This window comes from Acidobacteriota bacterium, from assembly GCA_018001935.1.
Classification (GTDB): domain Bacteria; phylum Acidobacteriota; class JAAYUB01; order JAAYUB01; family JAAYUB01; genus JAGNHB01.
Window position 1 is genome coordinate 33893 of the sequence record JAGNHB010000034.1, and the last position, 26662, is coordinate 60554.

At 68.6% G+C, this 26662-nt stretch carries 20 protein-coding genes; 11 read left to right on the forward strand and 9 right to left on the reverse strand.

Annotated features, from left to right (window positions below; all coding sequences use genetic code 11):
- The first annotated feature begins 221 nt into the window (after positions 1 to 221).
- Positions 222 to 6182 carry a hypothetical protein gene (locus KA419_13210; protein ID MBP7866895.1) on the forward strand — a complete coding sequence of 1987 codons (5961 nt, stop codon included), beginning with the start codon at positions 222 to 224 and terminating at the stop codon, positions 6180 to 6182.
- Between the two features lie 9 nt (positions 6183 to 6191).
- Here KA419_13210 and KA419_13215 read toward each other — a convergent pair whose 3' ends face one another.
- Positions 6192 to 8702 carry a YfhO family protein gene (locus KA419_13215; protein MBP7866896.1) on the reverse strand — a complete coding sequence of 837 codons (2511 nt, stop codon included), beginning with the start codon at positions 8700 to 8702 and terminating at the stop codon, positions 6192 to 6194.
- 499 nt (positions 8703 to 9201) lie between these two features.
- Between KA419_13215 and KA419_13220 the strand changes: the two genes are divergently transcribed.
- From KA419_13220 to KA419_13250, 7 genes are all read left to right on the forward strand, one after another.
- Positions 9202 to 10653 carry a hypothetical protein gene (locus KA419_13220; protein ID MBP7866897.1) on the forward strand — a complete coding sequence of 484 codons (1452 nt, stop codon included), beginning with the start codon at positions 9202 to 9204 and terminating at the stop codon, positions 10651 to 10653.
- Between the two features lie 165 nt (positions 10654 to 10818).
- Positions 10819 to 11292: a 6,7-dimethyl-8-ribityllumazine synthase gene (locus KA419_13225; protein MBP7866898.1), complete on the forward strand. Its 474-nt coding sequence runs from the start codon at positions 10819 to 10821 to the stop codon at positions 11290 to 11292.
- Positions 11293 to 11313: 21 nt separating this feature from the next.
- A complete protein-coding gene (gene nusB, locus KA419_13230; GenBank protein ID MBP7866899.1) occupies positions 11314 to 11730 on the forward strand; it encodes a transcription antitermination factor NusB in 417 nt (138 codons plus the stop codon).
- Positions 11731 to 11758: 28 nt separating this feature from the next.
- Positions 11759 to 13339 carry a lysine--tRNA ligase gene (lysS, locus tag KA419_13235; protein MBP7866900.1) on the forward strand — a complete coding sequence of 527 codons (1581 nt, stop codon included), beginning with the start codon at positions 11759 to 11761 and terminating at the stop codon, positions 13337 to 13339.
- A gap of 54 nt (positions 13340 to 13393) precedes the next feature.
- A complete protein-coding gene (locus KA419_13240; protein MBP7866901.1) occupies positions 13394 to 14671 on the forward strand; it encodes a lipoprotein-releasing ABC transporter permease subunit in 1278 nt (425 codons plus the stop codon).
- Positions 14664 to 15401: an ABC transporter ATP-binding protein gene (locus KA419_13245; protein MBP7866902.1), complete on the forward strand. Its 738-nt coding sequence runs from the start codon at positions 14664 to 14666 to the stop codon at positions 15399 to 15401. Before KA419_13240 ends, KA419_13245 begins: the two co-directional genes overlap by 8 nt.
- An 83-nt stretch (positions 15402 to 15484) precedes the next feature.
- Complete coding sequence (locus tag KA419_13250; GenBank protein MBP7866903.1) at positions 15485 to 15736, forward strand: hypothetical protein; 252 nt, start codon at positions 15485 to 15487, stop codon at positions 15734 to 15736.
- Positions 15737 to 15912: 176 nt separating this feature from the next.
- On the opposite strand, the gene KA419_13255 is transcribed toward KA419_13250, so the two are convergent.
- The 7 genes from KA419_13255 to KA419_13285 form a co-directional block, all read right to left on the reverse strand.
- Entirely contained in the window at positions 15913 to 17082 is a 1170-nt protein-coding gene (locus KA419_13255; protein ID MBP7866904.1) for a trypsin-like peptidase domain-containing protein, read from the reverse strand.
- Between the two features lie 172 nt (positions 17083 to 17254).
- Complete coding sequence (locus KA419_13260; GenBank protein MBP7866905.1) at positions 17255 to 18097, reverse strand: amino acid ABC transporter substrate-binding protein; 843 nt, start codon at positions 18095 to 18097, stop codon at positions 17255 to 17257.
- 62 nt (positions 18098 to 18159) lie between these two features.
- Positions 18160 to 18645, reverse strand: a complete 486-nt coding sequence (gene rimI, locus KA419_13265; GenBank protein ID MBP7866906.1) for a ribosomal protein S18-alanine N-acetyltransferase — start codon at positions 18643 to 18645, stop codon at positions 18160 to 18162.
- A gap of 4 nt (positions 18646 to 18649) precedes the next feature.
- Positions 18650 to 19381, reverse strand: a complete 732-nt coding sequence (gene tsaB / locus KA419_13270; protein ID MBP7866907.1) for a tRNA (adenosine(37)-N6)-threonylcarbamoyltransferase complex dimerization subunit type 1 TsaB — start codon at positions 19379 to 19381, stop codon at positions 18650 to 18652.
- Positions 19378 to 20226 (reverse strand): undecaprenyl-diphosphatase UppP, encoded by an 849-nt coding sequence (gene uppP, locus KA419_13275; protein ID MBP7866908.1) that lies wholly within the window; start codon positions 20224 to 20226, stop codon positions 19378 to 19380. Before uppP ends, tsaB begins: the two co-directional genes overlap by 4 nt.
- 3 nt (positions 20227 to 20229) lie before the next feature.
- Positions 20230 to 21984, reverse strand: coding sequence for a BatD family protein (locus KA419_13280; GenBank protein MBP7866909.1), 1755 nt, complete (start codon positions 21982 to 21984; stop codon positions 20230 to 20232).
- Positions 21985 to 21988: 4 nt separating this feature from the next.
- Complete coding sequence (locus tag KA419_13285; GenBank protein MBP7866910.1) at positions 21989 to 23593, reverse strand: VWA domain-containing protein; 1605 nt, start codon at positions 23591 to 23593, stop codon at positions 21989 to 21991.
- A 164-nt stretch (positions 23594 to 23757) separates the two neighbouring features.
- On the opposite strand from KA419_13285, the gene KA419_13290 reads away from it, so the two are divergent.
- The 3 genes from KA419_13290 (at position 23758) to KA419_13300 (ending at position 26124) form a co-directional block, all read left to right on the forward strand.
- Positions 23758 to 24894, forward strand: coding sequence for an FHA domain-containing protein (locus tag KA419_13290; protein MBP7866911.1), 1137 nt, complete (start codon positions 23758 to 23760; stop codon positions 24892 to 24894).
- Positions 24895 to 25008: 114 nt separating this feature from the next.
- Entirely contained in the window at positions 25009 to 25509 is a 501-nt protein-coding gene (locus KA419_13295; protein MBP7866912.1) for a roadblock/LC7 domain-containing protein, read from the forward strand.
- A gap of 24 nt (positions 25510 to 25533) precedes the next feature.
- The gene (locus tag KA419_13300; GenBank protein MBP7866913.1) at positions 25534 to 26124 is read left to right on the forward strand and encodes a GTPase domain-containing protein; all 591 of its coding nucleotides are present in this window, start codon (positions 25534 to 25536) and stop codon (positions 26122 to 26124) included.
- A 44-nt stretch (positions 26125 to 26168) separates the two neighbouring features.
- Here KA419_13300 and KA419_13305 read toward each other — a convergent pair whose 3' ends face one another.
- Positions 26169 to 26507: an STAS domain-containing protein gene (locus KA419_13305; GenBank protein MBP7866914.1), complete on the reverse strand. Its 339-nt coding sequence runs from the start codon at positions 26505 to 26507 to the stop codon at positions 26169 to 26171.
- Positions 26508 to 26662 lie beyond the last annotated feature (155 nt).

Consider the following 26662-nt stretch of genomic DNA (forward strand, 5'->3'; position numbering starts at 1 on the left):
TCTTCGCCAGCGGCTTGGTCCGACCGTATCCTGCCGGTGGCTGGAAGACCGTATCGGGGTGATTCGGGACCGAGGGGTGCGCGAGCGCGATCAATGTGTTTCCCAGCTTGTGGTCTGTGCCGTTTTCCGTGGCTGACGAAATTCCCCGGGAGATAAAAAAAGAGGGAAAGAAATCCGGGTTCCGGTGTCAATCTCTTTGACCTTCTGATCCGGGGGCCCGAATGAAAAGACGCACCCTCCTTCTCCTGACCCTTCTCACGGCGGGCCTTTTTCTGTGGGTCCGCCAAGGGACGCCGTTCCCGTTCCTGCCCGAACCCCGGCTGCCCTCCTTGCCCCCGGTCCCGGACAAGGTGTGGGAGGAGACGGCGAAACAGTTGGGGAGAGAGGACTTCGACCCCGCGTGCGGCACGCTGAAGCTCATCCACGCATCGGCCCGGGAGGGGCGGCGGTGGGGGGAGGCGGTGCGTGCCCTGGTGGCCCTCCGGACGGCCGAGGCCGTGAGGTACCGGATGGGGTTCGCCGAGCAGGTCTGCCGCCTCGGCCGGGACGCCGCCGCGGCCCCGGACGGGATGCGCCCCCTCCTGCGGCTGGTGGTGCTCAACTGGCACCAGTCCAGGCTCCTGGAGGTGTTCCAGGACCAACGGAGGGAATCGCCGGGCCGGCGCTTCACCGGCGAAGACCCCCTCGCCTGGGGGCCGGCCCGCTTCTATCGGCACGTTCTCCGGCTGCAGGACGAGCTGCTCCGGGACGAGGACCTGCTCAAGCGCCAGAAGACGGTCGATTACCTCGCCTTTCTTGGCGAGCGCAACGTCGATCCCCGGCTCCTGCCCACCCTGTTCGACGTGGCGGCGTCCCACCTCTTGGCGTTCCACCAGTCGGAATTCACGGTGGCGGCTTACCCCGAGGACCCGGTGGAGGTCCCGGCGGACTCCGACGCCCTGGGCCCGGTGGATCGCTTCCTGTCCTTCGTCCCCCGGGTGACCGATCCGAGCTCCCCGCGGTTCCGGGCCCTCTCCCTCTTCCAGGGACTTCTCCGCTTCCATGCCCGGGGCGGGAACACGGAAGCCGTCTGGAACTACGACCTCCAGCGCCTGAAGTACCTGCGCCAGACGGCGGAGGGGAGCGGTCTCGTCGCGCGTTACCTGGAGCAGTTGAGACGTCTGGTTGCCGTCTCCCGGGGGAAAATCCGGCAGAGGGCCTCCTATTGCCTCGGGAAGGAGCTTTACGACCTGGGCCGTTACGACGAGAGCTTCCGGGCGGCCCGGGCCGGCGACCCCGGATCCTCCAAAGACCGGCCCGGCGGCTGCGAATGCCTGGCCCTCCGGTGCCGGATGCTCGAACCCCGCTGCAAGCTGATGGTGGACCACGTCTGCGCCGCGGACGGCCCCGCCCGTTTCCGGGTGGAACACTGGAACCTGGAGCGTCTACACTTCCGGATCTACCGTGACCGGTCCGCACGGCGGCTGAAGGCGATCGACACGTCGCTGTCCTTCGAGGAGTACCAGGCCCTGTTGCGTCGTCCCCCCGAACGGGCCTGGAGCGTCGACCTCCCCGCGCGCCGGCGTGTGGGCCCCGTCCGGTGCGAGGTGGAGACCTCCGCCCTTCCCCCCGGCCCCTGGCTGCTCTTCGCCTCCACGGACCCGGACTTCCGGGGTGAAAGCGGCATGCCCCTCCGGGCGGAGTTCCAGGTGAGCCGTTTCGTCCTGTTGAGCCGGGACCTGGGCGGCACGGTGGACGGGTACGCCCTCGATATCGGGACCGGGGCGCCCCTGGCCGGGGTGCGGATCGACGCGGTGACGCCGCAGGGCGCCGAGGCCGGCCGGTTCCCGAACCCGGTGGTCACGGACGCCGGGGGGTATTTCGCCTTCCCTGTCCTGCCGCCCGCCAGACCCGTTTCCCACGGCGCCGGCGACCGGGTGGGGGTCCTCCTCCACGCCCGGGCGACGGACGGTTCGGAACTGGTGCAGCTCCAGTCCTGCACCGTTTGCCGCCCGCGCACCCTTCCCCGGAACGTGCCCCGGACCCTCCTCTTCACCGACCGGGGTCTCTACCGTCCCGGGCAGACCGTCCGGTTCAAGGGGATCTGCGTCCACGCCGACCCCGTCGACGGGTCGTACCGGGTCCTCCCGGGGCGGTCAGTGTCGGTCCGCCTCGAGAGCGGCGGGAGCGGGCCCCTCGCAACGCGGTCCTTCCGGACGAACCGGTTCGGGTCCTTCTCCGGCGGGTTCGACATTCCCCCCCACCAGGCGGCGGGGCCGCTATGGTTGGTCTCGTCGGACCCCGCCGGGGAGGTTCGTCTCGCCCTGGACGCGGACCGTCCTCCCACCCTGCGGGTCGAACTGGGGCCCCCCGGCCAGACACGCCTCGGTGAAACCGTCACGGTGCCGGGCCGGGCCGTCTTCCTCTCCGGGGCGCCCGTTGCCGGCGCGTCCGTGCGGTACCGGGTGTTTCGCCTGGATCCCCTCCTTCGGGAGCCCCTGCGTCCCCATCGGCTCGAGAAATCCGACCCGGGAGTGGAAATCGCCCGGGGCGAAGCGAAGACCGACGGATCGGGGTCGTTTCGCGTCCTGTTCCGGGCGGTCCCCGACCATCGGTTGCAGCGGAAGCGGCTGAAATTCTTCCTGTACCGGATTATCGCCGAGGTCACGGCGGGCTCGGGCGAGACCCGGGACGGCGAATGCCGGGTCCGGGTGGAACGGGTGGGCGTGGCGGCGGCCGTGGCGGTGGACGCGCTCCAGGAGACGGGAAAACCGGTCCGTATCACGGTGAGTCTCCGGGATGCCGGGGCAGAACCGGTCCGGGCGGCGGGGACCCTGCGGGTCTCCCTGCTGCGGGCCCCGGCGCGGCCGGTCCCCGCCGAACTCACCGATCTTCCGGAGAGCTTCGAGCCGGAGTTCATCGGCGAGGAGCGGACCGCCCCCGACACCCTGGAAACCGCCGACTGGACCCGCTGGCCTTCGGGGCCGGCGGTGGTCTCCCGGCGCTTTTCGACCGGCACGGACGGGGTGCACGCGGCGGCCGTTGCGCTGCCGCCGGGGGTCTACCGCGCCGAGGTCCGGCTCAAGGACGCGTTCGACGGCCCGGTGACCTCCCGGGCGACCTTCGTCGTGATCGACCCGGCGGCGGCCCGGTGCGCGATCCCCACCCCGTTTCTCGTGGCCGCCGGTCCCCTGCGGGTGGAGGCGGGGCAGACCTTCCGCGCCGTCTGCGCCACCGGTTTCGACCGGGGGCCGCTGCTCGTGGAGGTCCTGCGGGATCACCGGCGCGTCCGGGCCGACTGGCTCGACCCCGGGCGGACCCAGCACGTGGTGGAGTACCCGGTGGGGGCGGCCGACCGGGGCGGGTTCCACTTCCGGGTGACCCTGGTCCGGGACGGGCGGGCTTACCAGGTGGACCGCCGGGTGGACGTTCCCTGGACCGACCGCAAGCTGGATCTTCGGTGGGAACGGTTCCGTCCGGACCTTCAGCCCGGCGGGGCGGAGACCTGGACGCTGAGGATCCGCCGCCCTGCGGGGGCCTCGAAGGACACCGAGATGCTCGCCGTCCTCTGTGACGCCTCCCGGGACCAGTGGGGCGGGCTTCCCCCCCACTCCCTGGCCGACCCGGCGAGCCTGCTGCGTTCCGAGGCTTCGTCTCTCGCCGGGGGGTACTCCAATTTCCTCGACGTGAGCGAGTTCCCGGGCCCGAAACACCACCGGGGCCTGCCCTGGGAACGGATCGCCTGCTGGCTTCCCGGTTTCGGCGAGTTGCGGTGGATCGACCCCCGGGCGGCCCGTCCCGCGGATGTCGTTTACGTTCCGGCCGCAGAACGGCCTTCCGCTTCGGCCGGCCTTCCCACCCGGGTCGTCGACCCCTTGGGGGCCTCCGGGGCTTCGGCCGGGGAAGACGACCCTTTTCCTGCCGGCCTTGCCCCGCGGACGGGTAGAGAGCCCCTGGCAGCCGTTCCCGACCGCACGGTGTTCGGCGAGACGGCCGTTTTCCTCCCCCACCTCGTCCCGGGGCCCGACGGCGTGGTGACGATCCCCCTCCGGATGCCCCGTTCCCACACGCTTTGGCGATTTCTCGGCCTCGCTCACGGGCCCGACCTGTCCTCCGGTCTCCTGGAGGGCACGGCGGTTACCGCGAAACCGCTCATGGTCCAGATCCTGCCCCCGGGGTTCCTCCGGGTCGGCGACGAGCTGGAGATGACGGTGTCCGTCACCAATGCCGGGTCGGCGACCCTGTCGGGGCAGTTGGGCTTCTCCCACGGTTGTTCGGGGCAAGCGGCCCCCCGGGAGGTCTACCCCTTCGCCGGGACGTCCCGCCGGCCTTTCACGCTCCGGCCAGGGCAGACCCGGACCTTCGCCTGGCGGCTGAGGGTACCTGTCGGTGCGGCCGTGCTCCGGTGCCGGGCGAGGGCCATCGCCGGGGCGCTTTCCGACGGCGAGGAGCGGTCGATTCCCGTCCTGCCGGACCGGGTGGACGTGCTGGAGTCGGCGGCCCTGTGCCTCGACGCGCGCGCGGGGCGGACCGTGGCGTGGGAACGCACCCTCTCCCCGACCTTCCAGCCGGTGAGCCTGACCGTGTCCGGAACGTCGAACCCCGCCTGGTGGGCCGTCCGCCTGATCCGCTTCCACGATCAGCCCGGCAAGGACCCCGTCGAAGTGCTGTTCCAGAAGGCGATGGCCTGGCAACTGACCCGGGGCATCCCGGCGTTGGGCCCCCATGTCCGGAGGTGGCTCGGGTCGGCGTCCCCGCCGGACCGTCTCAGCCTTCACCAGGACCTGAAACCCTGTCCCCTTTCCCGGACCCCCTGGGTTTCCGATGCCGCCCTGGACGCCCGTATCGCCCGGGACCTGGCCCTGTTGGCGGATAAAGCGGCCTTGCGGGTCGAGCTGCGTCGCCGGGTGGACGCCGCGAGAACCCCCCCGCCGGCCAAGGATTGGTATGCCCGCTTCCCCCTCGCCGTCGATCGATTACGGGCTTTCGGGAAACTGAAGCAGGCGGGGCTTCCCCGCGAAGCCTGGGAAGCGGCCTTTCCCCTGATCGAGGGGCTGGACCGGGACTTTACCGAAAACTGCCGGCAGTCGCCCGCGGATGCCGCGCTGGAAACGTGGGACATCGACTATGCCCACGCGAGGAGCTTCTTCCTTGCGGAGAAGCCCATGGAGGAGACTGCGATCGCCTTCCTGGACCGGCGCCTGGGGGGACTCCCGGGCAGGGCGCGCCACTTGGCCGTTTACGACGAGACCCGCCTCGCCCGCCTGGCCTCGGCGCTGCACCGGCAAGGGGACAGCCCCCGGGCCCGGGCGGTCCTGGCCCACCTCGTCGGCCGTGGGGTTTACCAGGCCGGACGCGGCCTGACCTGGCCGGGGTTCGAGGAGTGCCGGGCTTCCTGGGTCCAACCCCAGCTCGGGGACTTCGCCGAGGTGGTGGGAGCGATGCAGGAGGTGGGCGGGTTCGAGCGGGAAGTGGTGGCCGCCCGGACCTGGCTCCTCAACGTCCTCCGCGTACAGCGGCTGTGGCAGGCCGAGGACTCGTTGGACCGCGCCTGGGCCCTCACCCGGTGCGGCGGGGACTGGCTCGCCCCGGCGCCGCCCCTGGAGGTGAGCCACAACGGCTTCCGGGTGCCGCCCGGCCTGCCGGAATCGGGAACGGGCCTTTTCGAGAACCGCTTCGAAGGGGCCGCGGTGTGGGCCCGTTCAGAACTGCGCCTGCGGAACGCGGGAACCTTCCCCGCCTGGGCCGCGGTCCACCGCCGGTACCTCGAGTGCTTCAACCGGCTCCGGCCTTACGGCTCCGAAGCACTGAGCGTGCGGAAGAGCCTTTTCCGGGACGGGGCGGGGGGGCTCGTGCCCCTGGAGGGCGACGTGCGGGTCGGCGAGGAGGTGGTGGTCCGGATCGAAGTGACGGCGGACCGCTTTTTCTCCTTCGTCCACCTCACCGACCACGGCCTGGCGGGATTCGAGACGGTGCGCACCGCCCGGGGCTTCGGCACGTGGGACGGGGGCCCTGTCCGGACCTCCCACGACCGGGGCGTCCACGCCTTCCTGGACGGCGTGACCCGGGGGACCCACGTGTTCGAGTACCGTCTGCGGGCGGTCCACCGGGGCCGCTTCACCGGGGGGAGCGCCCACGTCCTCAGTTGGTGGGCCCCCGAGTTCAATGCCCACACCGGCGGGTTGTCCCTGTCGGTCCGTTGAGGGCGCGGCTCAGGCGGGGGGCCTTCCCCGGCGCCACCGCCGGACCCTCCCGAGCGTTCCCGCGACCGCCAGCGTCAGCACGGCGAGGGCGGCCAGGCCGAATCCCGTTCGCAGGGACGCCGGGGCGTAGTGGAAGGTCACCCGGTGCACTCCCGCCGGAACCCGGACGGCCCGGAACGCGACGTCGGCGGGGAGGATGGGCTGCTCCACCCCGTCCACGGTGCACGCCCAGTCCGGGTCGTACAGTTCCCGGGCCACGAGGTAACCGTTCCCCGGGGCGTCCACGCTCAACTCGACCCGCTCGCACTCCCGCCGCAGGACCCGCACGGAACGTTCCGACGGTCCCGGCGGAGGGGCTTCCCCGGCCGGGGGAGGCGAGGCCGGCGGGGGCGGGCCCGCGGCCTGGACCACGGGCCGCTCCACCGACAGCCCCGGGTCCGCACGCAGGGCGTTCCAGGCCTCCCGCGCGGACCCCGCGTGACGGACCTCCGGGTGGAAGGCGTACAGGGGGCAGGCCCGCGGGAGTTCGTAGAGGCGCCAGGGTCCCCGCGCGGACACCGGCCGGAGTTCGGGGTCGCTCAGGGGACGCCTGCTCAGGACGAAGCGCACCGCCAGGAGCCGGGCGACGTCCCGGTCGTCCATCCGCGTGGCCGGCTCGAGCCGTGGCTGGGCCAGCACCGAGGCCATCCGGCCCTTCCCGTAAATCTCGAAGAGGCGCTTGAACCACCACCGGTGGAGCGTCCCCCGGTCGATGACCGTCAGGCTCTCCGCCGTCGGTTCCAGCGTGCCGTACCCTTCGGAGAGGCCGTGGTCCATCCAGGCCAGGAGCCGGAAAGTCCGGGCGGGGGTCAGGGCGTCGTAGCCGTTGACGGAGTGAAAGCCGAAGAGAAGGTTGATCTCGGGGGGGATGTCCGGGGCGAAGACCCGGTAGGGTTGGCCGGTCCCCGGACTGGGCAGGAGCGCCCGAACGTCGTGGAGACCGGGGAGCAGGGCGTCCACCCGCCCGTGTTCGACGAAGTTCCGGTTGACGGGCAGGAAGTCGACGAAGACCAGGGCGGCCAGGAGGCCCGCCAGCAGGGGGCGGGGGAGACGGTGCGCACGGCCCAGGGCCAGGGCCAGGGCGAGGAGCAGGCCGGCCAGCAGGAGCATATTGGCCGCTTGCCACGCCCACAGGTCCAGGGCCCGGGTGAAGGGGAGGACGGCGGCCTGGGCGGCCACGGCCGCGGCGATCATGCCGGCGGACACCCACCCGAGCGTCCGGCGGTCCGCGGCGGAGTCCCACGCGTCCAGGGCCTTCATGGCGGGGATGAGGATCAGCAGGTTGAAGAAGGGGAAGAACTTCAGGAAGCCGGTGGCGCCGAGGGGCGTCAGGTGAAGCAGCCACGTGGTGAGCCCGGGGGGGAAGCGCAGGAAGAAGAGGGCGAACACCCCGATCCCGCCCAGGTAGAACGCCTTTTCCCACCGGGGGCCCTTCCGGAGGACAAAGACGCCGAAGAGGGCCAGCGCGGGGACGCCGGCGTACATGACCATGACCCGGAGGCCGGACAGCCCCCACTCGTTCTGCGCCGCCGGGGTGCCGAAGAAGGCGGGCATGAGCATTTGGGCGAAGTTGGAGAGGGGGCTCCAGGACGCGTTGAACCGGGTCCGCAGGGCGAAGGCCTGGCTGTCGAACAGGTAATCGAGAAAGGGGAGCATCTGGGGGGCCGACAGGGCGAGGGTCAGGGGGAGGAAGGCGAGGAAGCGGAGTGCGTCCGCCAGGCGCCGGCCGCCGAGGGGCCGCCAGGGGTAAAACCACGCGAACCAGGCCAGGACCAGCATGACCGTGGGGAGCCATGTCTGGACCTGCCCGGCGAAGAACTGGAGGGTCAGCGTGAGGGACAGCCAGACGACGGAGCGGAAGCGCCGGCGGTCCAGGTAGTCCACGGTGAAGGCCAGCGCGGCGGGGATGAAGATCTCCGCGCTGCCCAGGGGCCAGCCCAGGAAGGCGATGAAGTGCGGCAGGAAGGCCCAGGTCAGGCTGCCCACGAGGACGGTCCCCGGCGAGAGCCGGAGCTTCCGGAACAGGAGCAGGGCGCTGAGGGCGGCCAGGACGGTCTTCAGCCAGGACTCCGCGAACGAGCCGGGCCCCGGGCCGAGGAAGACCCGCAGCCAGGTGAGGGGGAAGAGCTGCGCGCTCTGGAGGTTGGCGAAGTGCGGCTGTCCCAGCCCGTTGAAGGGGTTCCACAGGCAGAGGGGCCCCTCGGGCAGGTGGTCGCGGAGGAGGTCCTGCCAGGGCAGGAACATGCAGAGGGAATCCGAGGTCCACTCGGTGAGGGAGAGCATGTTCCCCCGTCCGAACGCCGGAAGGAAGAGCTGGATCCAACAGAGGGTGGTGACCAGGACGACGGTGGGGACGGAGCCGATCCGGCCGTGCCGATCCCCCGGACGCTTCCCCGCGGCCCCGGGGCCGCCCCCGCCAGGGCCCGGCCCGACGGGCCCGGGAGAAGGCGCGGGTTTTTCGGTGGAATCCCCGGTCTTCATGGCTGACCCGGGTGGTGTGTCTCGCGCGTGCCCATCGAGGGTCCCCCGGCCGTATTGTCCGGCGGGACGCCCGCGTTCGCGGCGGAAACCGGGGCCGGTCTTCCACCCATGGCGTCGGGGGCCTCCCGCGCTGGCTCGACACCCGAAAATATACCGAAGTGCGATGGTTTTCAAGCGTAATGCGGACCCGGCCGGGACGCGGTCCCCCGGGCCCGGGGTTTCCGGGCCCGCCCGCGAGCGGACGCGCAAGGCCGCCGGTCGTGGGCCAGGGCCCGCGGTTTTGTCGGAATCGTGGGATCGTCATGGTCACCTTTTCCGGCCGGCGCGGATATAATGGGGAGTGTCGGATTCTCAGGGCAAACGGACGGGCGGGAGGGAGCCGGTGAGTCGATCAGTTACCATTTTGCGGCTGATTTTGGGGCTTGCGTTGGCGTGTCTTGCGGTGGAGGCCGCGAGTCCGGGTCCTTCCGCCTTGGGGGGGGCGGCCGCACCGGTCTGCGTGGATTTGAGGGTCCCCTCCGCGGGCACGGGGGTGCCGGGGGGCTCCCTGGCCGTGCGGGCCTGCTTCCCCCCGTCCCGGGGGGAGCGGTACCCGGACGGCTCCCCCGTGGTCGTGGTCGTCCCCGGCGGGGTGGGGGGCAGCAACCTTACCAATCCGTTCCAGTTGAACGCGGACGACCTCGTCGTGGTGAACTTCCTCTTTCCCGGCGGAAACGACCCGTCCCGCCCGGACGGCTCGGACGGGGTGTTCGATTTCCGCGGGGCCGGGACCCTCCAGGCCCTGAGGGACGTGTTGCTCTGGGCCTCGGGCGTCACGGGAGACACTCTCGGGCGGAGGATCTCCGAGCTTTCGCCGGTTCCGGTCCGGTCGGACGACGTCGGCCTGATCGGGCTCTCCAACGGGGGCAACCTCTGCCTGGCCGTCGCCGGCGTGCACGGCGCCGAGCTCGACGGGCACCTGCACTGGGTGGTGCAGTGGGAGTCGCCGGCCTCCAGCCAAGCGACCCTGGCGGACTTCGGCCCCGTGAAGTACCGCCCCGAATTCCCCGCCGGCGGGCCCTTCTTCAACCCCCGGTACCTTGGGTACGCGCCCCTGGTCTGCCCGGCGGATTTCTCGGACCTGGGCTACCAGCCGGGGGCGATCTACCCGGTTTTTCACGACGGGAACCACGACGGCGTCTACACCACCGTCACCCTCCCCGACGGCTCCCCGTCCCCCGATCTCAACGGCGACGGTGTTCTGGGGCTCGACGAGGATTTCCCCCTGTCGACCCTCACCGTCGGAGGCCTCGTGTACCACTCGCGTCCGGTCACCGAGGCCCTGGCAGAGCACGACGTTTTTTCGGGGAACTGGCCCGCTGCGCTGGCCACCCCGTCCCAGGCCCGGGACTTCTGGGAGCTGCGGGAGGCGGTGCGTCACTACGAGAACGCCCTGGAGGCGATCCCCGGTCTGGAAGGGATGGTGCTGGCGTCCGTCAGCGACCACGTTCAGACCGCTCCGGACCGCTTCCACATCCACCAGTTGTTCGACGGGTGGAACGCGAACGGCGCCTGGGTCCGGATCAACCCGGCGAAGGCCTACACGGTCCTGGTGGACCCCGCTCTGGCGACGCTCACCGGGGTGCCGGACAACCCCGCCAACACCCCGCCCGCGGACTGGTCGGGGGCCGATTACTGCATGCCCGAGAGCGTGATCGGGCGGACATACCAGTTGGCCGGGGTTTACGAGATGGCGGACCGGGCCCGGGGCACCGGCCTCGTCCCCGGCGACCTGACCAACGACGGGGCCCTGCGCATCGACGACCTGCTGATTCTGGAACATTTTCTGGCCGGGAACCTGGTGGAGCGGCGGTCGCCCTTCCGGTCCACGGCGTCCAAGGCCGACCTGGACGGCAACGGGGTTGTGGACGGCCTCGACAGCCGGATCCTGGCCGCGACGCTGTCGCGCTGAGGGCCCTGGAAGCGCGCCGGCTGGGGCGGCACCGCCACGAGCGGATGAAAAAAAGGTTGTGTTTTCGGCTTTCCGGCCTATAATGAGCGGTTACGACCAGGCCGTCCGGTGCGCCCCGCAGTGCCGATCGCGTGCGGGCGGCCCAGATTCCGAAGGAGGGTCGCCGTGCCCCAGATCTTCGAAGGACAGCTCAACTCCACCGGCCTGCGGGTCGCCATCGTGGTGAGCCGCTTCAACGACGTCATCAGTTCCCGGCTCCTGGACGGCGCCGTGGACGCCCTCCTCCGGACGGGCGCTGATGACGAGGACATCCACGTTTTCCGCGTGCCGGGGTCCTTCGAGATCCCCCTGGCGGCCAAGAAACTGGCGCTCCAGGGCAAGTGGGACGCGGTGGTCTGCCTCGGGGCCCTGGTGAGGGGGGACACGCCCCACTTCGACCTGATCAGCGCGGAGGTCACCAAGGGCATCGCCCAGGTCGCCCTGGAGACGGGCGTCCCCATGACCTTCGGCGTCGTCACGGCCGACACCGTGGAGCAGGCCATCAACCGGGCCGGGCTCAAGAGCGGGAACAAGGGCTTCGACGCCGCCATGGCCGCCGTGGAACTCGCCAACCTGATGAAGAATTTCCAGACGCCGTGAACGCCGCGGCCGGAGTGTCGAATGGGAGCCCGCAGAACAGCCCGTGAGTGCGCCTTGCAACTTCTCTACCAGGCGGACCTGACGCCGACGTCGGTGGTCCCGCCGGTGGAGCTGTTCTGGGAGCGTCACCCCAAGTCGGCGGATATCCGCCACTACGCCGATTTCCTCTACCGGGGAGCGCTGGAGCACCGGGAGGAGATCGACCCGCTGATCCAGCGCTACTCCGAGCACTGGCGGATCGAGCGCATGGCGGTGGTGGACCGCAACATCCTCCGCATCGCGGTCTTCGAGTTTCTGCACGAGGACGAGATCCCCACGACGGTGGTCATCAACGAGGCGCTGGAAATCGCCCGGCGCTTCAGCACCGAGGAGTCCACCCAGTTCATCAACGGGATCCTCGACGCCATCAACAAGCACTACCTCCCCTCGCGCCCGTGAGGCGTCAACCCCACCCAGGAAGGACACCATGAAGCTGAGCGGACCCGAATCCGAACAGGTCGCCACCCGGAAAACGAAGCTGGAGCAGATCGCCCGCATGGGCGTACCGCTCTACCCCTACCGCTATGAGGCCGCCCACACGGTGAGCCGCCTGGTGGAGCGCTACGCCTCCCTCGATGCCGCCACCCTCGAGCAGGACCCCCCGCAGGTCAGGACCGCGGGCCGGATCCTGGCGATCCGCGGCTTCGGCAAGGCCTCCTTCTGCGCCCTCTCGGACGGTGAGAACCGGATCCAGGTCTACGTGAAGAAGAACGAGGTGGACGAGGCCACCTTCGAACTGTTCGGGAACCTCGACATCGGAGACGTCGTCGGCGTGGCCGGCCCCCTCTTCCGCACCCGGACCAACGAGTTGACCATCCTGGTCAAGGAACTGGCTTTCCTCGCCAAGTGCTTCATCCCCCTCCCCGAGAAGTGGCACGGTCTCACCGACGTGGAGATCCGCTACCGGCGCCGCTACCTGGACCTGATGGTCAACCCGGAGGTCCGCGGGGTGTTCCGGAAGCGGGCGAAGATCGTGAAGACCCTGCGCCGCTTCCTCGACGACCGGGACTACCTCGAGGTGGAAACGCCCATGATGCACCCCATCGCGGGGGGCGCCACGGCCCGGCCCTTCATCACCCACCACAACACCCTGGACATGGACCTCTACCTGCGGGTGGCCCCGGAGCTCTACCTGAAGCGGTTGGTGGCCGGCGGCATGGAGCGGGTCTACGAGATCAACCGGAACTTCCGCAACGAGGGGATCTCCACCCAGCACAACCCCGAGTTCACCATGCTGGAGTTCTACCAGGCCTATGCCAACTACCAGGACCTGATCGCCTTGACGCAGGAGATGATTCGGGACGTCGTGGACGCCGTCGCGGGGTTGCGGCAGCTTCGGTTCAAGGAGCACGTCCTCGACTTCGACGCCTTCACCGTCCTCACCCTTCGCGAGGCCATCGTGAAGTTCTGGGACCGGGGCGGCGAGGCCCCGGCGCCGGCGGACCTGGACGACGCCGAGGGTGTGCGGCGTACCCTGGAGCGGGCCGGGATCGAGGCCGGGGAGGCGATGCCCTACGGAAAGCTGCTGGGCCTCCTCTTCGAGGCGGTGGTGGAGGACAAGCTCATCCAGCCCACCTTCATCACCGAGTACCCCATCGAGCTCTCGCCCCTGTCCAAGAAGTCCGCGAACGACCCCCGTTTCGTGGACCGCTTCGAGTTCTTCATCGCCGGCATGGAGATCGCCAACGCCTACAGCGAGCTGAACGACCCGGCGGACCAGGAGGAGCGGTTCCTTCAGCAGGTCCGTGAGCGGGAGCGCGGCGACGAGGAGGCCCAGATGATGGACGAGGACTACATCCGCGCCCTCAGCTACGGCATGCCGCCCACGGCGGGGGAGGGGATCGGCATCGACCGGCTGGCCATGGTGCTGACCGACTCCCCGTCCATCCGGGACGTCATCCTGTTCCCACTGATGAAGCCGAAGGCGGCGGGGGAACGGGGCGAGGGGGAGGAAACGGAGGCGACGGAGGGCGGGGAAACGGTTGCACCCGTGGTTCCACAGGGTTAGTCAAGGGGTTTGGGATCGGGCTCGGCAGCGCCGTCGTGATCGATGGCCAGATCGATGCCGAAGGAAGAAACGGGAGGCACGCCGGCTGAAGCCGGCGCCACGGCAAACGGGATGCGATTCGAGTTCTTCATCGCCACACGCTACCTCAGGGCCCGCCGGAAGCAGGTCCTCATCTCCTTCATCACCCTCATCTCGGTGCTGGGCATTGCCGTGGGTTGTGCCGCCCTCATCTTCATCCTGTCCATGTACACGGGGATGAGCCAGGACCTCCAGCGGAAGCTCCTCGGCGCCACCGCCCACATCACCGTCCTGCCGGCGGGGTCCCGCGCCATCCCGGACGCCGCGGGCGTGGCGGCCCGGTGTCGGGAGGTGCCCGGGGTCCGCCACGCCGTGCCCGCCGTCTACGTCCACGCCATGGCGGGGTCGGGGGCCTCGGCCACGGGGATGGTGCTCAAGGGGGTCGAACCCTCGACGGAGCGGGCGCTCACCCTTTCCTTCGTTCACCTGAAGTCGGGCCGGTTCGAGGACCTCTCGGGCGGCCGGAAGATCCTCCTGGGGGTCGAATCGGCCCGGCGGCTCGGCGTCGGGCCGGGCGACCCGCTCTCCGTCATTGTCCCGAAGGGCGGCCTGTCCCCGCTGGGGGTGATGCCGAAGATCACCCGTTTCCACGTGGCGGGGGTGTTCGAAACCGGCCTGTTCGATTTCGACAACACCTGGGCTTACGTGGACATCGGCCAGGCCCGCCGGCTCGAGGGGCTCGAAGAAGACGCCGCGGACGCCGTGGAACTCCGGGTGGAGGACATCTACCATGTCGGTGAACTGCGTTCGGCCCTGGAGGCGAAACTGGGAAAGGGGCTGGACACCACCGACTGGATCGAGACGAACCGCCCGCTGTTCGCCGCCCTGAAGCTGGAGAAGTGGGGGATGTTCCTCGCCATCGGCCTGATCGTCCTGGTGGCGGCCCTCAACATCGTCACCACGCTGGTGATGATGGTGATGGAGAAGAGTCGGGACATCGCCATCCTCCGGGCGCTGGGCGCCCGGAAGCGGCAGATCATGGCCGTCTTCATCCACCAGGGTCTCCTGATCGGCGCCGTGGGGACCGTCCTGGGGACCGCGCTCGGGGTGGGCCTGTCCTGGGTGTGCGACCGCTACCGCCTCATCAGCCTGGACGCCCAGGTCTACGCCATCCCCTGGCTGCCCTTCCAGACCCGCTTCCTGGACGTGGCGCTGGTGGCCGCCTCGGCCATGCTGATCAGTTTCGCCGCCACCCTCATCCCCTCTCGGCAGGCGGCGTCCATCGACCCCGTGGAGGCGATCCGGTATGAGTGAGGCCCGGCCGACGACGGTGGACGATTCCCCGGGGGAGGTCTTCCTCGCGGTGGAAGGAATCCGGAAGTCCTTCCCTTACGGCAGGGGGCGTCTGGAGGTCCTCAAGGGGGTTTCCCTGACGCTGGGGCGGGGCGCCTTCGCCTCGGTCATGGGGGTCTCGGGGTCGGGGAAGAGCACCCTGCTCCACGTCCTGGGGGCCATGGAAGCCCCCGACGAGGGGCGGGTCCTCCTGGGCGGCCGGGACGTCTTCGCCGCGTCCCCGGAAGCGAGGGCGGATTTCCGGAACCGCCACGTGGGCTTCGTCTTCCAGTTTCACCACCTCCTGCCGGAGTTCGACGCGGAGGAGAACCTCTGCATGCCCCTGCTGATTCGCGGGGAACGGAAGGCGGCCGCCCGGGAGCGCGCCCTGGGCATTCTCGAGGAGTTGGGGTTGGCGGACCGCCGGCGCAGCCGTCCGGGGAAACTGAGCGGGGGGGAGCAACAACGCCTGGCCATCGGCCGCGCGCTGATCACGGGCCCCGACCTGCTGCTCATGGACGAACCCACCGGCAACCTGGACCCGAAAACCGGCGACCGGGTGATGGAGTATGTATTCGGAATGACCCGGACCCGGCTCACCACCGTCCTCCTGGTCACCCACAACCCGGACCTGGCGTCCCGCTGCGGGACCCGGCTGGTCTTGAGCGCCGGGGAGCTGAAAAATCCTTCCCCGGACTCAATTTTTTGTTGATTTCCTGTTGCATTGCCATTAGACTTCGTTTATCATTTGGTTTTTGATGAAGGCATTAAATTAACTTTTTTAGGAGGTTTTTCATGAAAAAAGTTCTTCTGCTCGCCGTGATCGCGGTTTTCGGCCTTCTGGTCCTGGCCGGCTGCCAAAAGGAAGAGGCTCCTGCTCCTCCGACGGACGTCCCGCCCGCTCCGGTCGTCACCGCTCCGGTTGAGCCCGTGACCCCGCCCGCCACCGTGGAACCCGCCGTGACCCCCGAGCCCACCGTGACTCCGGAACCGGTCAAGGAAGAGCCCAAGAAGGAAGAGGCCAAGAAGCCTGCTCCCAAGAAGTAAGCAAGACTTCACTGACGCGTGAAAGGGAGGCGAAAGCCTCCCTTTTTTTTTATCCGGGCGGGGTGTGAATGACCTCACCCGCCCAAGCCCCCCGCGAAGCAGGCCTCCCGCAAAAGTGCTGAGCTCCGACCCCAAGGACCCGGCCATGACAGCGGGCGGCCCGTTTTCTTTGTTGATCAGCGCCCCCGCTCGAGGAGGGGGACGGAGATTTCCACCTTCCGGCCGTTGCGGTACAGGTTCATCTTGACCGTCTCCCCCGGGGAGAGGTTCAGGAGGTAGCCTGCCAGGTCGGCGTTGGACGTCACGGGGCGACCGTCGACCTGCACGATGAAGTCGCCGTTGACGATGAGCCGCATCCGGCCCAGGAGCGCCCGGGTGTTGCCGCCCCGCACCCCGGCGCGGGCGGCGCTGCTGCCGGGGTCCACGTACTCCACCAGGACGCCGTTCTCCTCCGGGAGGTTGAGGTATCGGGCGAGGTCGGGGGTCACGTCGATCCCGTGGATGCCGATCCACGGCCGCCGGACGCGCCCTTCCCGGATGAGGTCGTTGCCGACGCGCACCACGGTGGCGACGGGCACGGCGAACCCGATGCCGATGTTCCCGCCGTGGGTGGTGAAGATGGAGGTGTTGAGGCCGATCATTTTCCCCTGGGAATCGATGAGCGGGCCGCCGCTGTTGCCCGGGTTGATGGCGGCGTCGGTCTGGATCACCCCGTCGATGACGAAGCCGGAGTTGGACTTGATGCTGCGCCCGAGCGAGGAGATGATCCCGGCCGACATGGTGCGGGAGAGGCCGAAGGGGTTGCCGATGGCGTAGACCTTCTGGCCGACCCGGAGGTTCCGGGACGTCCCCAGGGGGATGGGGGTCAGCAATTCCTTCGGGGCGTTGATTTTCAATATGGCGAGGTCGTTCACCGCGTCGATGCCCCTCACTTCCGCCTTGTATTTCGACTTGTCCGCCAGCGTGACCTGGATGTAGTCGGCGTTCTTGATGACGTGGTGATTGGTCAGGATGTGGCCCTCGTTGTCCATGACGACCCCGGAGCCGGTGCCTTCCTCCCGGGTGGGCTCCAGGAAGAAATCGTAGCTCACCTCCACGGTGGTGATGTTCACGACCGCGTTGCTGAGCTGCTCGTAGACCCGGATCGACTCCTCCTCGTCCGGCGAGAACTTCCGGGGGAAATGGGGCGGGGCCTCGGCGAGGACGGGGGGTTTCGACCCCGCCTCGCTCCCCTGGACGAACCCGAGCTTCCAGAGGACGAGGACCGTGATGAGCGCGCTCCCCGCGGCGGTCAGAAGAAGCATCCAGAAGATCAGGGCCCGGTCGAAACGGTCCGTGTGTCTCATGTCGACTCTTCCTCCCGAAGGATCGCTCCCGCCGGTCTCACGCGGGCGCGCGGCCGGCCGGCTGGAGATGAAAAAATGCCGGAATCAACGGTGAATTCCGGCATTTTAAATCGTCACGCTTCGTTGGGCGGGTGTCCGGGCCGGCAGGGCCGGCGAGGGGCGGCCCAACCGGTCACTTGGCGGGCGAGGCGGTGGCGGTGGCTGCTTCCCCGGCGGCCGCAGGGGGCTTGTCGAAGAGCTTCCACTTGGTCTTCAGCTCCTCGAGTTTCCCTGCGCCCTTCAGCTTGGTGATGGCCTGGTCGATCTTGGCCTTGAGGTCGGACCCCTTGCTCATCACGATCCCGTACTGTTCGGAGGACAGCCGCTCGCCCACCAGCCGGAACTGGTCGTCCCCCGAGCTGTTGATGATGTACTGGAGCGGGGGCTCGTCGCCGATGACGGCGTCGATCTCGTCCTGGCTCAGGTTGGTGTTCATGGCTTCTTCGATGGAGTTCACCGGGACGATCTTGGCGTCGGGGATGTTCTCCTTGACGTACTTCTCGGAGGTGGAATCCTTCTCCACGCCGATCCGCTTGCCCTTGAGGTCGGCGGCGGACTGCACGGGGCTGGCGGATTTCACCGCGATGCGGATGCCGGTGTCGAAGTACGGCACGGAGAAGTCGTACTCCTTCTTGCGCTCCTCGGTGATGGAGACGGCGTTGATGATCATGTCGGCCCCGCCGGCCTTCAAGACCTCGAAGCACTTGTTGAACTCGGGGACCCGGTTCCACTCCAGTTTGTAGTCGCCCAGCTCCTTGGCGATCTCGTACATCAGGTCGACGTCGAAACCGTCCACGCCCGTGCCGCTGCCGGCTTCGAAGGGCATGTTGTTGTCGTGGATGGCGATCCGGATTTTCTTGAGCTTGTCGATCCGATCGGTGTCACTAATCGGCTTCCCGGACCCGCAGGCCGCCAGGAGCGCAAGGACCGAAACCACAAGTCCTACCGTCAGGATCAGTGCCGTTTTCCGTTTCACGGTTTCCTCCTCCAGAGGTTTGTCATGTTCATCGTCAACGATACATCCGCCGGGTCCCCAAATCAAGACAAAAGTTCCCTTCGGGTGTTTTCGTCGAGATTCAGGTGGAGAAGGATGGCGTCCTCCCGGGGGAAGGAGTAGTAGTCCTTGCGGATGTTCTGCCGGGTGAACCCGTGCCGGGTGTAGAACATCAACGCGGGCCGGTTCGAAGGCCGCACCTCGAGGAAGCAGTGCTGCACGTCCTCTTCCTGGAGAATCGCCAGCAGCTTCTTGAGCATCCGCGTCCCGAGGCCCCGCCCCTGCACCACGGGAAGAACGGCGATGTCGTAGATCTCCGCCTCCGGCGGCGTGATCTGGGCGACGAGATAACCGACGGGGAACCGGGACACGTCGGGGACCTGGAGGAACATGACCAGGTAGGCGGGGTTCTCGGTGAGCGACTTCAGGTGGTCCTCGGAGTAGGCCTGGAGCCCGGCGATGCGGGCGATCCGGTTGATCTCGGACAGTTCCGTCGGCTTTTGCGGGTAGATGAACTTGAAAGGGCTCATGGTGTCAACCTGTTTTCGTCGGAGAGGCCGGCTTCCGCCGGATGTCCGGCGGGCGGATGTAGAACGCTTCCGGCATGGTCCGGCCGGGGGCGGCGCGGTCGGGAAAGCGGGCGGCGGCCTGCGCGAGGAGGACGCAGAGGGGCACACAGGTCCGGAGAATCCGCGAGCGGTGCCGTCGCGCGATCTGGGCGAACTCGGGAGGGAGGGTGTCGGTGTCCCCGAGGGCGTTGAAAGGCTCTCCCGAGGATTCCACGCGGGTCAGGAGGGCGTCGAAGTCCGACGGCGTCATCTCGGCGGGGGCCGTCTCCTCCGAACACAGCGGCCCCGCCCGGTTGTAGGTGGCGGCGTAGACGTTGCCCCGGTGGGCGTTGACGAGAGGGCAGAGGAAGCCGTCGGGAACCAGGGGGTGGAAGGCCATCAGCTCCAGGCTGTTGAAACCGGCGACGGGGAGGTCGAGGGCGTCCGCCAGGCCCGCCGCGACGGCCATGCCGATCCGGATTCCGGAGAAGGACCCGGGCCCGGTCACCACGGCGACCCGGCTCAGCGACGGCGCCCCGAACCCGGTTGCGGACAGGAGGCGGCCCAGGTTCTCCGTGAGCGTCTCGGTGTTGGAGGCCCCCGGCCGGATGACCTGAACTCCCGCGACCCTCCCGTCGGAGAGAACCGCCAGCCCCTGGTCGGCCGAGGTGGTGTCGATGGCCAACAGCACCGTCGGGCTGCGCTCCGCCTTTCTCATGGCACAACCCGCAGCCAGGCCGCGCCGACGATCAACGCCGAGAGCGCCAGGCGGTAGACCACGAAGTAGTCCAGGGGGTAGCGTCTGAGCATGCGCAGGAAGAGGCGCACGCACAGGACGCACACCAGGAACGAGGTCACGGTCCCCACCGCCATCAGGGGGAAGTCGTGGTTCCAGAAGTCCGGCCACGCCCCGCCACGGACCCGGGCCGCCGCGTCCCGGAACTTGAGGAGGCAGGCGCCCGCCGTCAGCGGCGTCATCATGAGGAAGGAAAAGGCGGCGGCCTCCTCCCGACGGAAACCGAGGGAGAGCCCTGCGGTGATGGTCACGCCGGACCGCGAGACGCCCGGGACCAGGGCGAGGGCCTGCGCGGAGCCGATGAGCAGGGCGTCCACGGTCCGGATCCCGGAGACGTCCCGCGTCTTACGACCGGCGTGGTCGGCCCAGTAGAGGAGAAGGCCGAACACCCCGAGCGGAAGGGCGGTGTGGAGCGGAGAGCGGAACTGGTTCTCGATGAGGTCGTCGAAGAGGATCCCCAGGATTCCCGCCGGGATGCAGCCGAGCACCACCAGGAGGCCGAGGCGGCGCTGCCGCGCGTCCTCCGGGAGTCCCCGCGGCCGCAGGAAGGCCGAGAGGATGCGCAGGATCTCCTTTCGAAAGCAGGTGACGAGCGCCAGCGTGGTCCCCAGGTGCAGCGCCAGGTCGAACGTCAGCTTGAGGTCCGCCGGCTGCTCCTGCCACCCCAGCAGCCAGGGGATCACCAGGAGGTGGGCGGACGAACTGATCGGGAGCGGTTCCGAGATGCCCTGGACGATGCCCAGGATGATTGCCTGCAGCCATTCCATCGGTCAATTTCCTTTCGGGGCGGTGTTGCGTTGCCGGACACTCTCCTTGAGCTTCCTCACGCCGTCCAGCATCTCCCGGCGGCGCCCGACGCTCAGGCGGACCCCCGCGAAACGGGCTTCCTCGCAGTCGTCGATGATCCGCACGATCTCCCGGATCTCGGCGGGGGGGAAGGCGTTCCGCTCCAGGGTGTCGGTCATCTCGTCCCGGCGCATCTCGAGGATGGAGAGGCCGGTGGACTCCTGGACCAGGCGGACCACCGCGGTGTGGAGAATGTCGAAGAACGCGGTGGAGGATGGGTTCTTCGCGAGGGCGGCCGCCTCGTCGATCAGGCTCTCCACGTCGACGGCGCCCCGCTTCTCTCCCCGGGCCGCGGACCGGCGCCAGCGAACGACGGCCGCCAGGGTGAGGATGGCGAGCAGGGCGATGAACAGGCTGAAGAACACCACCTTGACCAGGAAGGGAATGCGTCCCCTGTCCGGGGACGGTTCCGCGGGTCGGGGGAGCACCTTGAAGGCGAGCGGGGTGGTCCGGACCGTGCGGTAAACCCCCTGGGCGGGGTCGAAGAAGGTGAAGGGGATGGCGGGGTAGGACAGGTTGCCGTCCGTCCGGGCGTACGTCGTGATCTCCCAGACCTTTTCACCCCCCCAGAGGGGTTCCGCCCCGGAACCGGCGTCGTAGGGTTCGAACGCGATCCGCTTCTCCCGGACGGCCACGGTCTCGAAACCGGGGATGACCGGGAGTTCGGGGCGGGCGGGGAGCGTGTAGAGGTTCCCGACCCCCCGCACGGTGAAGAAGAGCGAGACGGCCTGGCCGACGCGGATCTCCGGGGCGGGACCGTTGATCTGCACCGAGTAGATGCCCACGTCCGTGTTGTCAGGGCCAGGCCGGGGAGGGAGGGGTTTCACCCGGAGCGTCACGGGCTCGGACGCCAGCTGCCTTTCCTGGGCAGGGCCCGCACCGGCTTTCACGCTCACCTTCCACCGGACGGGCTCCAGGACCAGTTCGCCGCTCTGGAGGGGGAAGACCACGAACCGGTCCAGGGGGACCTGCCAGACCGGGACCCCTGTCCCGGTCTCGATCCGCGCCATCTCCCTCTCGGGATCGACGTCCACCCGCTTCTTCCAGAAACCCCGGTAGTCGGGCTCCCGGACGAGAACGGCACGGGAATCCAACGGGACCGCCGTCTGGATCTTGTAGGTGACGATGACCTGTTCCCCTTTCCAGGGGTTGGTTTTGCTGACCTCCGCCAGGAGTTTCACCTCGCCCGCGGCTTTCCGGAGGTCCGCGGGGGTGATGGACGGGAAGGGGGAAACGGCGGCGGGCTCGGGCTCGGGGCGGTAGGGGCGGTTGTTCTCCGTTCCGTCCGGGTTGAGGACCTTCACGGAGAAGGATTTGGAAACGAATTCCCGACCGCCGGCCCGGACGCGGATCGGGGGGATGCCGAAGACCCCGCTTCCCCGGGGAATGTAGGAACAGACCAGCCGCACCTGGCGGCTGGGGACCCCCCCCCACGTGGAGTTGATGACGGACCGCTGGAGGTCGACCTGGGTGAACCCGGGGATTTCGGGGAAAACGGGGACGGGATCCTCGTCCCCCGGGGTGCACTGGACCTGGATGGTGACGTTGAGGGTTTCCGTCGGGGCCAGCACGACCTTGTTGAGCACGAACCGGACGGGGGAAACGTCGGGGGCCTGCGCCGACAGGAAGGCGCAGCACAGGGCCAGGGAGAGAAGGGTGAGGTGGTCGAGCCTTCGCATGGTCTCACCAGTACGGGCCCGAGGGCCGGTCCGAGGGGGTGGGCTGCGGCCGGGGGGGCGGGGGCGACTCCCGGCCCTTGATGGAGTCGAGCACCTTCCGGGCGCTCTCCTCGCTGACCCGGTTTTCGCCGGCCGGCGGCGGGGGGCTTCCCCCGCCTTTACCCGGCGGGGGCGGCGGCGGGGGTTGGGCAGGGGGCGGGGGCGGCGTGTCCCTCAGGGCCAGTTCGAGGTTCCAGGCGGCGTCGGGGAGGCCGGGGTCCGTCTCGAGCGCGAGCCGGAAGGACTCGGCGGCGTGAAACCGGTTGCCCGTCGCCAACTGGGCGCAGCCCAGGTTGTACAGGACCGATTCCCGGTGCTCGGGCGAACGGCCCGAGCGCAGGGTCTGGAGGGCCGCCGTGGCGGATTCCCGGGGTTTGCGTGTCCGGAGGAGGGCGTCCGACAGGTTGGCGCCCAGCGCCGGGTAGGCGGGGGTGGAAGGGTCCGCTTCACCCAGGAGGCGGGAGAACCGGGCGGCGGCCTCGGCGTGCCGACCCTGCCGGGCGAGAGCGTTCGCCTCCCGCGTCTGCACGACCATCGTCGAGGTGCAGCCGAGGAGGGCCGGGAGCCCCAGCCAGGGGAGGAGCCGCCGGACCCGGAACGCGGACCGGCGCTCCCCGAGGACCAGGGCGGCCGCGAACAGCGCCCAGGCGGCCCACGCGAAATCCCGCCGGCGGGAAACGGGGGCCTCCTGGTAGGAGTAACGGGAAGGGGTGCGTTCCTGGAAGAACCGTTGCACGATCTGGTCGGTCGTCTCGCCGACGGACTGGAAGGCCAGGTAGCTTCCGCCGGCCTGGGCGGCCAGTTCCTGCAGGGTCGGCTCGGACAGCCGGGAGACGATGGGGCGGCCCGCCTCGTCCGTCAGGGGGGCCGGCCGCTCCGCCCGGGGGTCCGGGATCGCCGTCCCGTTCGGGCTCCCGATGCCCACCACCACGAGCCGGGCGCCCGACCGCCGGAGTTTCTCCAGGCTTTCCGGGCCCGGTTGGTCGAAAAACTCGCCGTCCCCGACGAGGAGGACGGTCAGCCGCCGGTCCGGGTCCGGCTTCGAGAGGAGGGTCGACAACGTCCGGAACAGGTGGTCGGCGCTGGTCCCCGCGACGGGCATGCGCCGGGGGTAGAGGCCGCCGATGAGCCCCTGGACGTGCGGGGCGTCGAAGGTCAGGGGGGAGAGCGGGACCGCGCTTCCCGCGTACGCGACCAGGCCGAAACGGGCCGGCGCCAATTCCCGGATCAGGTTCAGGGCCAAGAAGCCGGCGCTCTTCAGCCGGGAGGGGGAGACGTCGTCGCAGGTCATGCTGAGGGAAGTGTCGATGACGAACAGGAGGTCTTCCCCGTCGATGTAGACCAGGCGGGGGGCCCGGCCCCAGACGGGCCCGGCCAGGGAAAGGAGCAGCAGGGCGAGGCCGCAGACGGTGAGGACGTGGCCGCGGGAGAAGCACAGGCGCCTCGACGGCCCGGCCGGGGCGAACCGGCGACGGGAGCCGGCCCGGGAACGGGCGTGCAGAAAGCACAGCACGACGCCGAGAAGGCATCCCGCAATACACCAGGGCAGGTAGGCTTGTTGCTCGAACACCGCATCCCCTCCGCGCGGAGCTGAAATTCTAACATAGGGGGGTCCCGGCGCGAAGGGAGAATTAAGGCTTGGTGCAACGACGGTTGCAATTTGTATTGACAGAAGCAATCCGGTATTCTAGATTGGGAGTGTTCACGTCAGCCATTCTCCCGCGGAGGGCTTTCATGTTTTTCCGAAAAAGAAAAAGCCTGATCACGCTTAACATCGGGCGACCCGTTATCGTGAAGCCGCCCGAAGGGGAAAACCCGGAGGAATTCGTTCTGCCGCCGGCCGACGAAGCGGTTCAGGTTGAAGTGGAAGCCCGGCCTCGGCAGGATGTCGAACCGGCGGCGGATGAATTCGAACCGGCCGCCGGGCCGGCGCCGGTCTTCCCCGAGACCGCCCCGCCGGAAGCGCCGGCTGACGTTGCGACTCCCGAGCCCGCACCGGTGTGGGCCGAGGCCGCGGCGGCCAGCCCGCCCGAGGACCCGGCCCTGTCCTTCGAAGCCGTCGTGCCGGCGCCGCCGGAGCCGGCCTTCCCCCCGCCGGCCCCTTCCGTGGATGTTCTGGAGCCGACCCCGCCGGGGCCGGCCGAGCGCACCCTCCCGTCGGCCGCACCCACCCGCCACTTCCCGGTGATCACGCCCCCCGCCGCCGTGCAGATCCCCTCGGTTCCCCTCGCGGGCCCGGAACAAGCCGGAAGCGAGTCTCCGGCGGGGTTGTTCGACTTCGGGGGGGAGGTGGAGTACACCCAGTGCCCCTACTGCTTCCGCAACGTCCCCGTGGGAGCCTCCCGGTGCGAGGACTGCGGCAGCGAGTTGATTTCCCTCGACGACGAGGACGACGACCTGTACCTTGCGGAAGGGTCCCCGACCCTCAGGCCGGTCGTCCCGGCCGAGGCGCCTCCGGCGGAACCGGGTGAGCCGGAGACCCGCCCCCTCTCGGGGCGCCCCTCGCCTTCGCTCCTGAAGGAAACCACCATCATGATCCCGGCCCAGCTCTCCCTGCTGGATTCCTTCGAACGAAAGGCCGAGAAGACCTTCACCCTCCGGATCGGCGCCACCAACATCGGGCGCGGGACCGACAACGAGCTGTCCTTTCCCGAGGAGGAGTTCATCAGCCGGCATCACTGCCAGATCGCCTTTCACCGCTACCAATACGTTCTGAAGGATTTGCAGAGTGCCAACGGCACCTTCGTCAACGACGTCAAGATCCAGGAGACCATTCTCCGCGACGGGGACCACATCCAGATCGGCTCGCTCCGTTTTATTTTCGAGGACCCGGTGGAGCGGATGAAGAAGAAGCGGATGGACGCCCGTTGATCGTGGAGGCGGCGGGAGAACGTGATTAAAGCGCGAAATGTGTTGAAAAACCGGAACGACACGGGTAAGATACCCCCGGATAACGAATGAGGATCCGTCCGACGGAGATATTCAATGAGCCAATCCAACATCGTCCTGTATGAGGAAGAGTATCAGCAGATCAAGGCGATTCTCAACCGGTTGAACCAGGAAGCCAACGCCAAGGTCGTCTTCCTCGTGGACAAGAACGGGCAGCAGATCGCCGCCTGCGGCGAGATCGACAACCTGGACACGACCTCGCTCGCCTCCCTGACCGCCGGGAACGTCGCCGCCACGGACGGCCTCGCCAAGTTGATCGGAGAAAAGGAGTTTTCCATCCTCTTCCACGAGGGGGAGCGCGATAACATCCATATCTCGCTCGTCGGGAAGCGTGTGATCCTGGTCATCATCTTCGACCAGCGTTCTTCGCTCGGCCTGGTCCGGCTGCGCGTCAAACGGGCCTCCATCGAACTGGAGAAAGTTTTCGACACCATCGTCCGGAAGGTGGAAGCCGAACGCCAGGCCCAGGAGGCGGGGGTGGCCTCGCCGTTCGCCGAGATCACCGACGAGGATATCGACAACCTGTTTTCGAGCTGACACCTTAACGATCGGGGAACTGCATTGACTTTCATTAATTACGCCTCCAGGGAAATCAACTGCAAGATCGTGTACTACGGTCCGGGCCTGGGTGGGAAGACCACGAACATCCAGCACATCTACGACACCACCAACATGGACTCGAAGGGGAAGCTCATCTCGCTGGCCACGGAAACGGACCGGACCCTGTTCTTCGACTTCCTGCCACTGGACCTGGGAACGATCCGGGGCTTCAAGACCCGTTTCCACCTGTACACGGTCCCGGGCCAGGTGTTCTACGACGCGTCCCGAAAACTCATCCTCAAGGGGGTCGACGGCGTCGTCTTCGTGGCCGATTCCCAGGAAGAGCGCATGGACGCCAACATCGAGAGCATCGCGAACCTGAAGTCCAACCTCAAGGAGAACGGCTTCGAGATCACGGACATCCCCTACGTGCTCCAGTTGAACAAGCGGGACCTGCCCAACGTCGTGTCCATCGAGGACATGGTCCGCGAGTTGAAGATCAAGGACGAGCCCATCTTCGAGGGCGTGGCCGTCAAGGGCGTCGGCGTCCTCGAGACCCTCAAGGCGGTCGCCAAGCAGGTGATCATGGAGCTGAAGAAAGGCGGGAAGTAGCCCGCGGGGCGATTCGGAAAGGCCGGCCGAAAGGCCGGCCTTTTTCATTTGAAGGAGTCGACGGCCTGCTCCTCGTCGGCGAAAGCCTCGAAGACGGTGACCAGCTTGGTCACCTGTAAGAGGCTCTTGACCTTGCCCGAGGCGTGGACCAGGCGGACCGCACCCCCCTGGCTGGAGGCGAGCGCCTGGCAGTTGATGAGCTCCCCGATGCCCGAGCTGTCCAGGTAGGCCGTCCGGGCCAGGTTGAAGACGAATTTCTTGTACCCCTCGTTCAGCAGCTCCCGGACCGTCCGACGCAACAGGCGGGGAGCGTCGCCCATGGTGAAGCGCCCGACGATTTCCACGACGGCGACGGGGTTGATCCGGCGGACGGTGACGGACATCGCGGCTCAGCCGGCCGAGGCTTCCGGGAGGGGGGTGGGGGCGGGTTGCCCCGCGTCGGCGGGGGCGGGCTGGATGCAGAGGTCCTTCTCGAGAACCACCGTCGTCCCGCCACCGGGTGCTTTCCGGAAGTTCACGTGGCTCATGAAGGACTTCA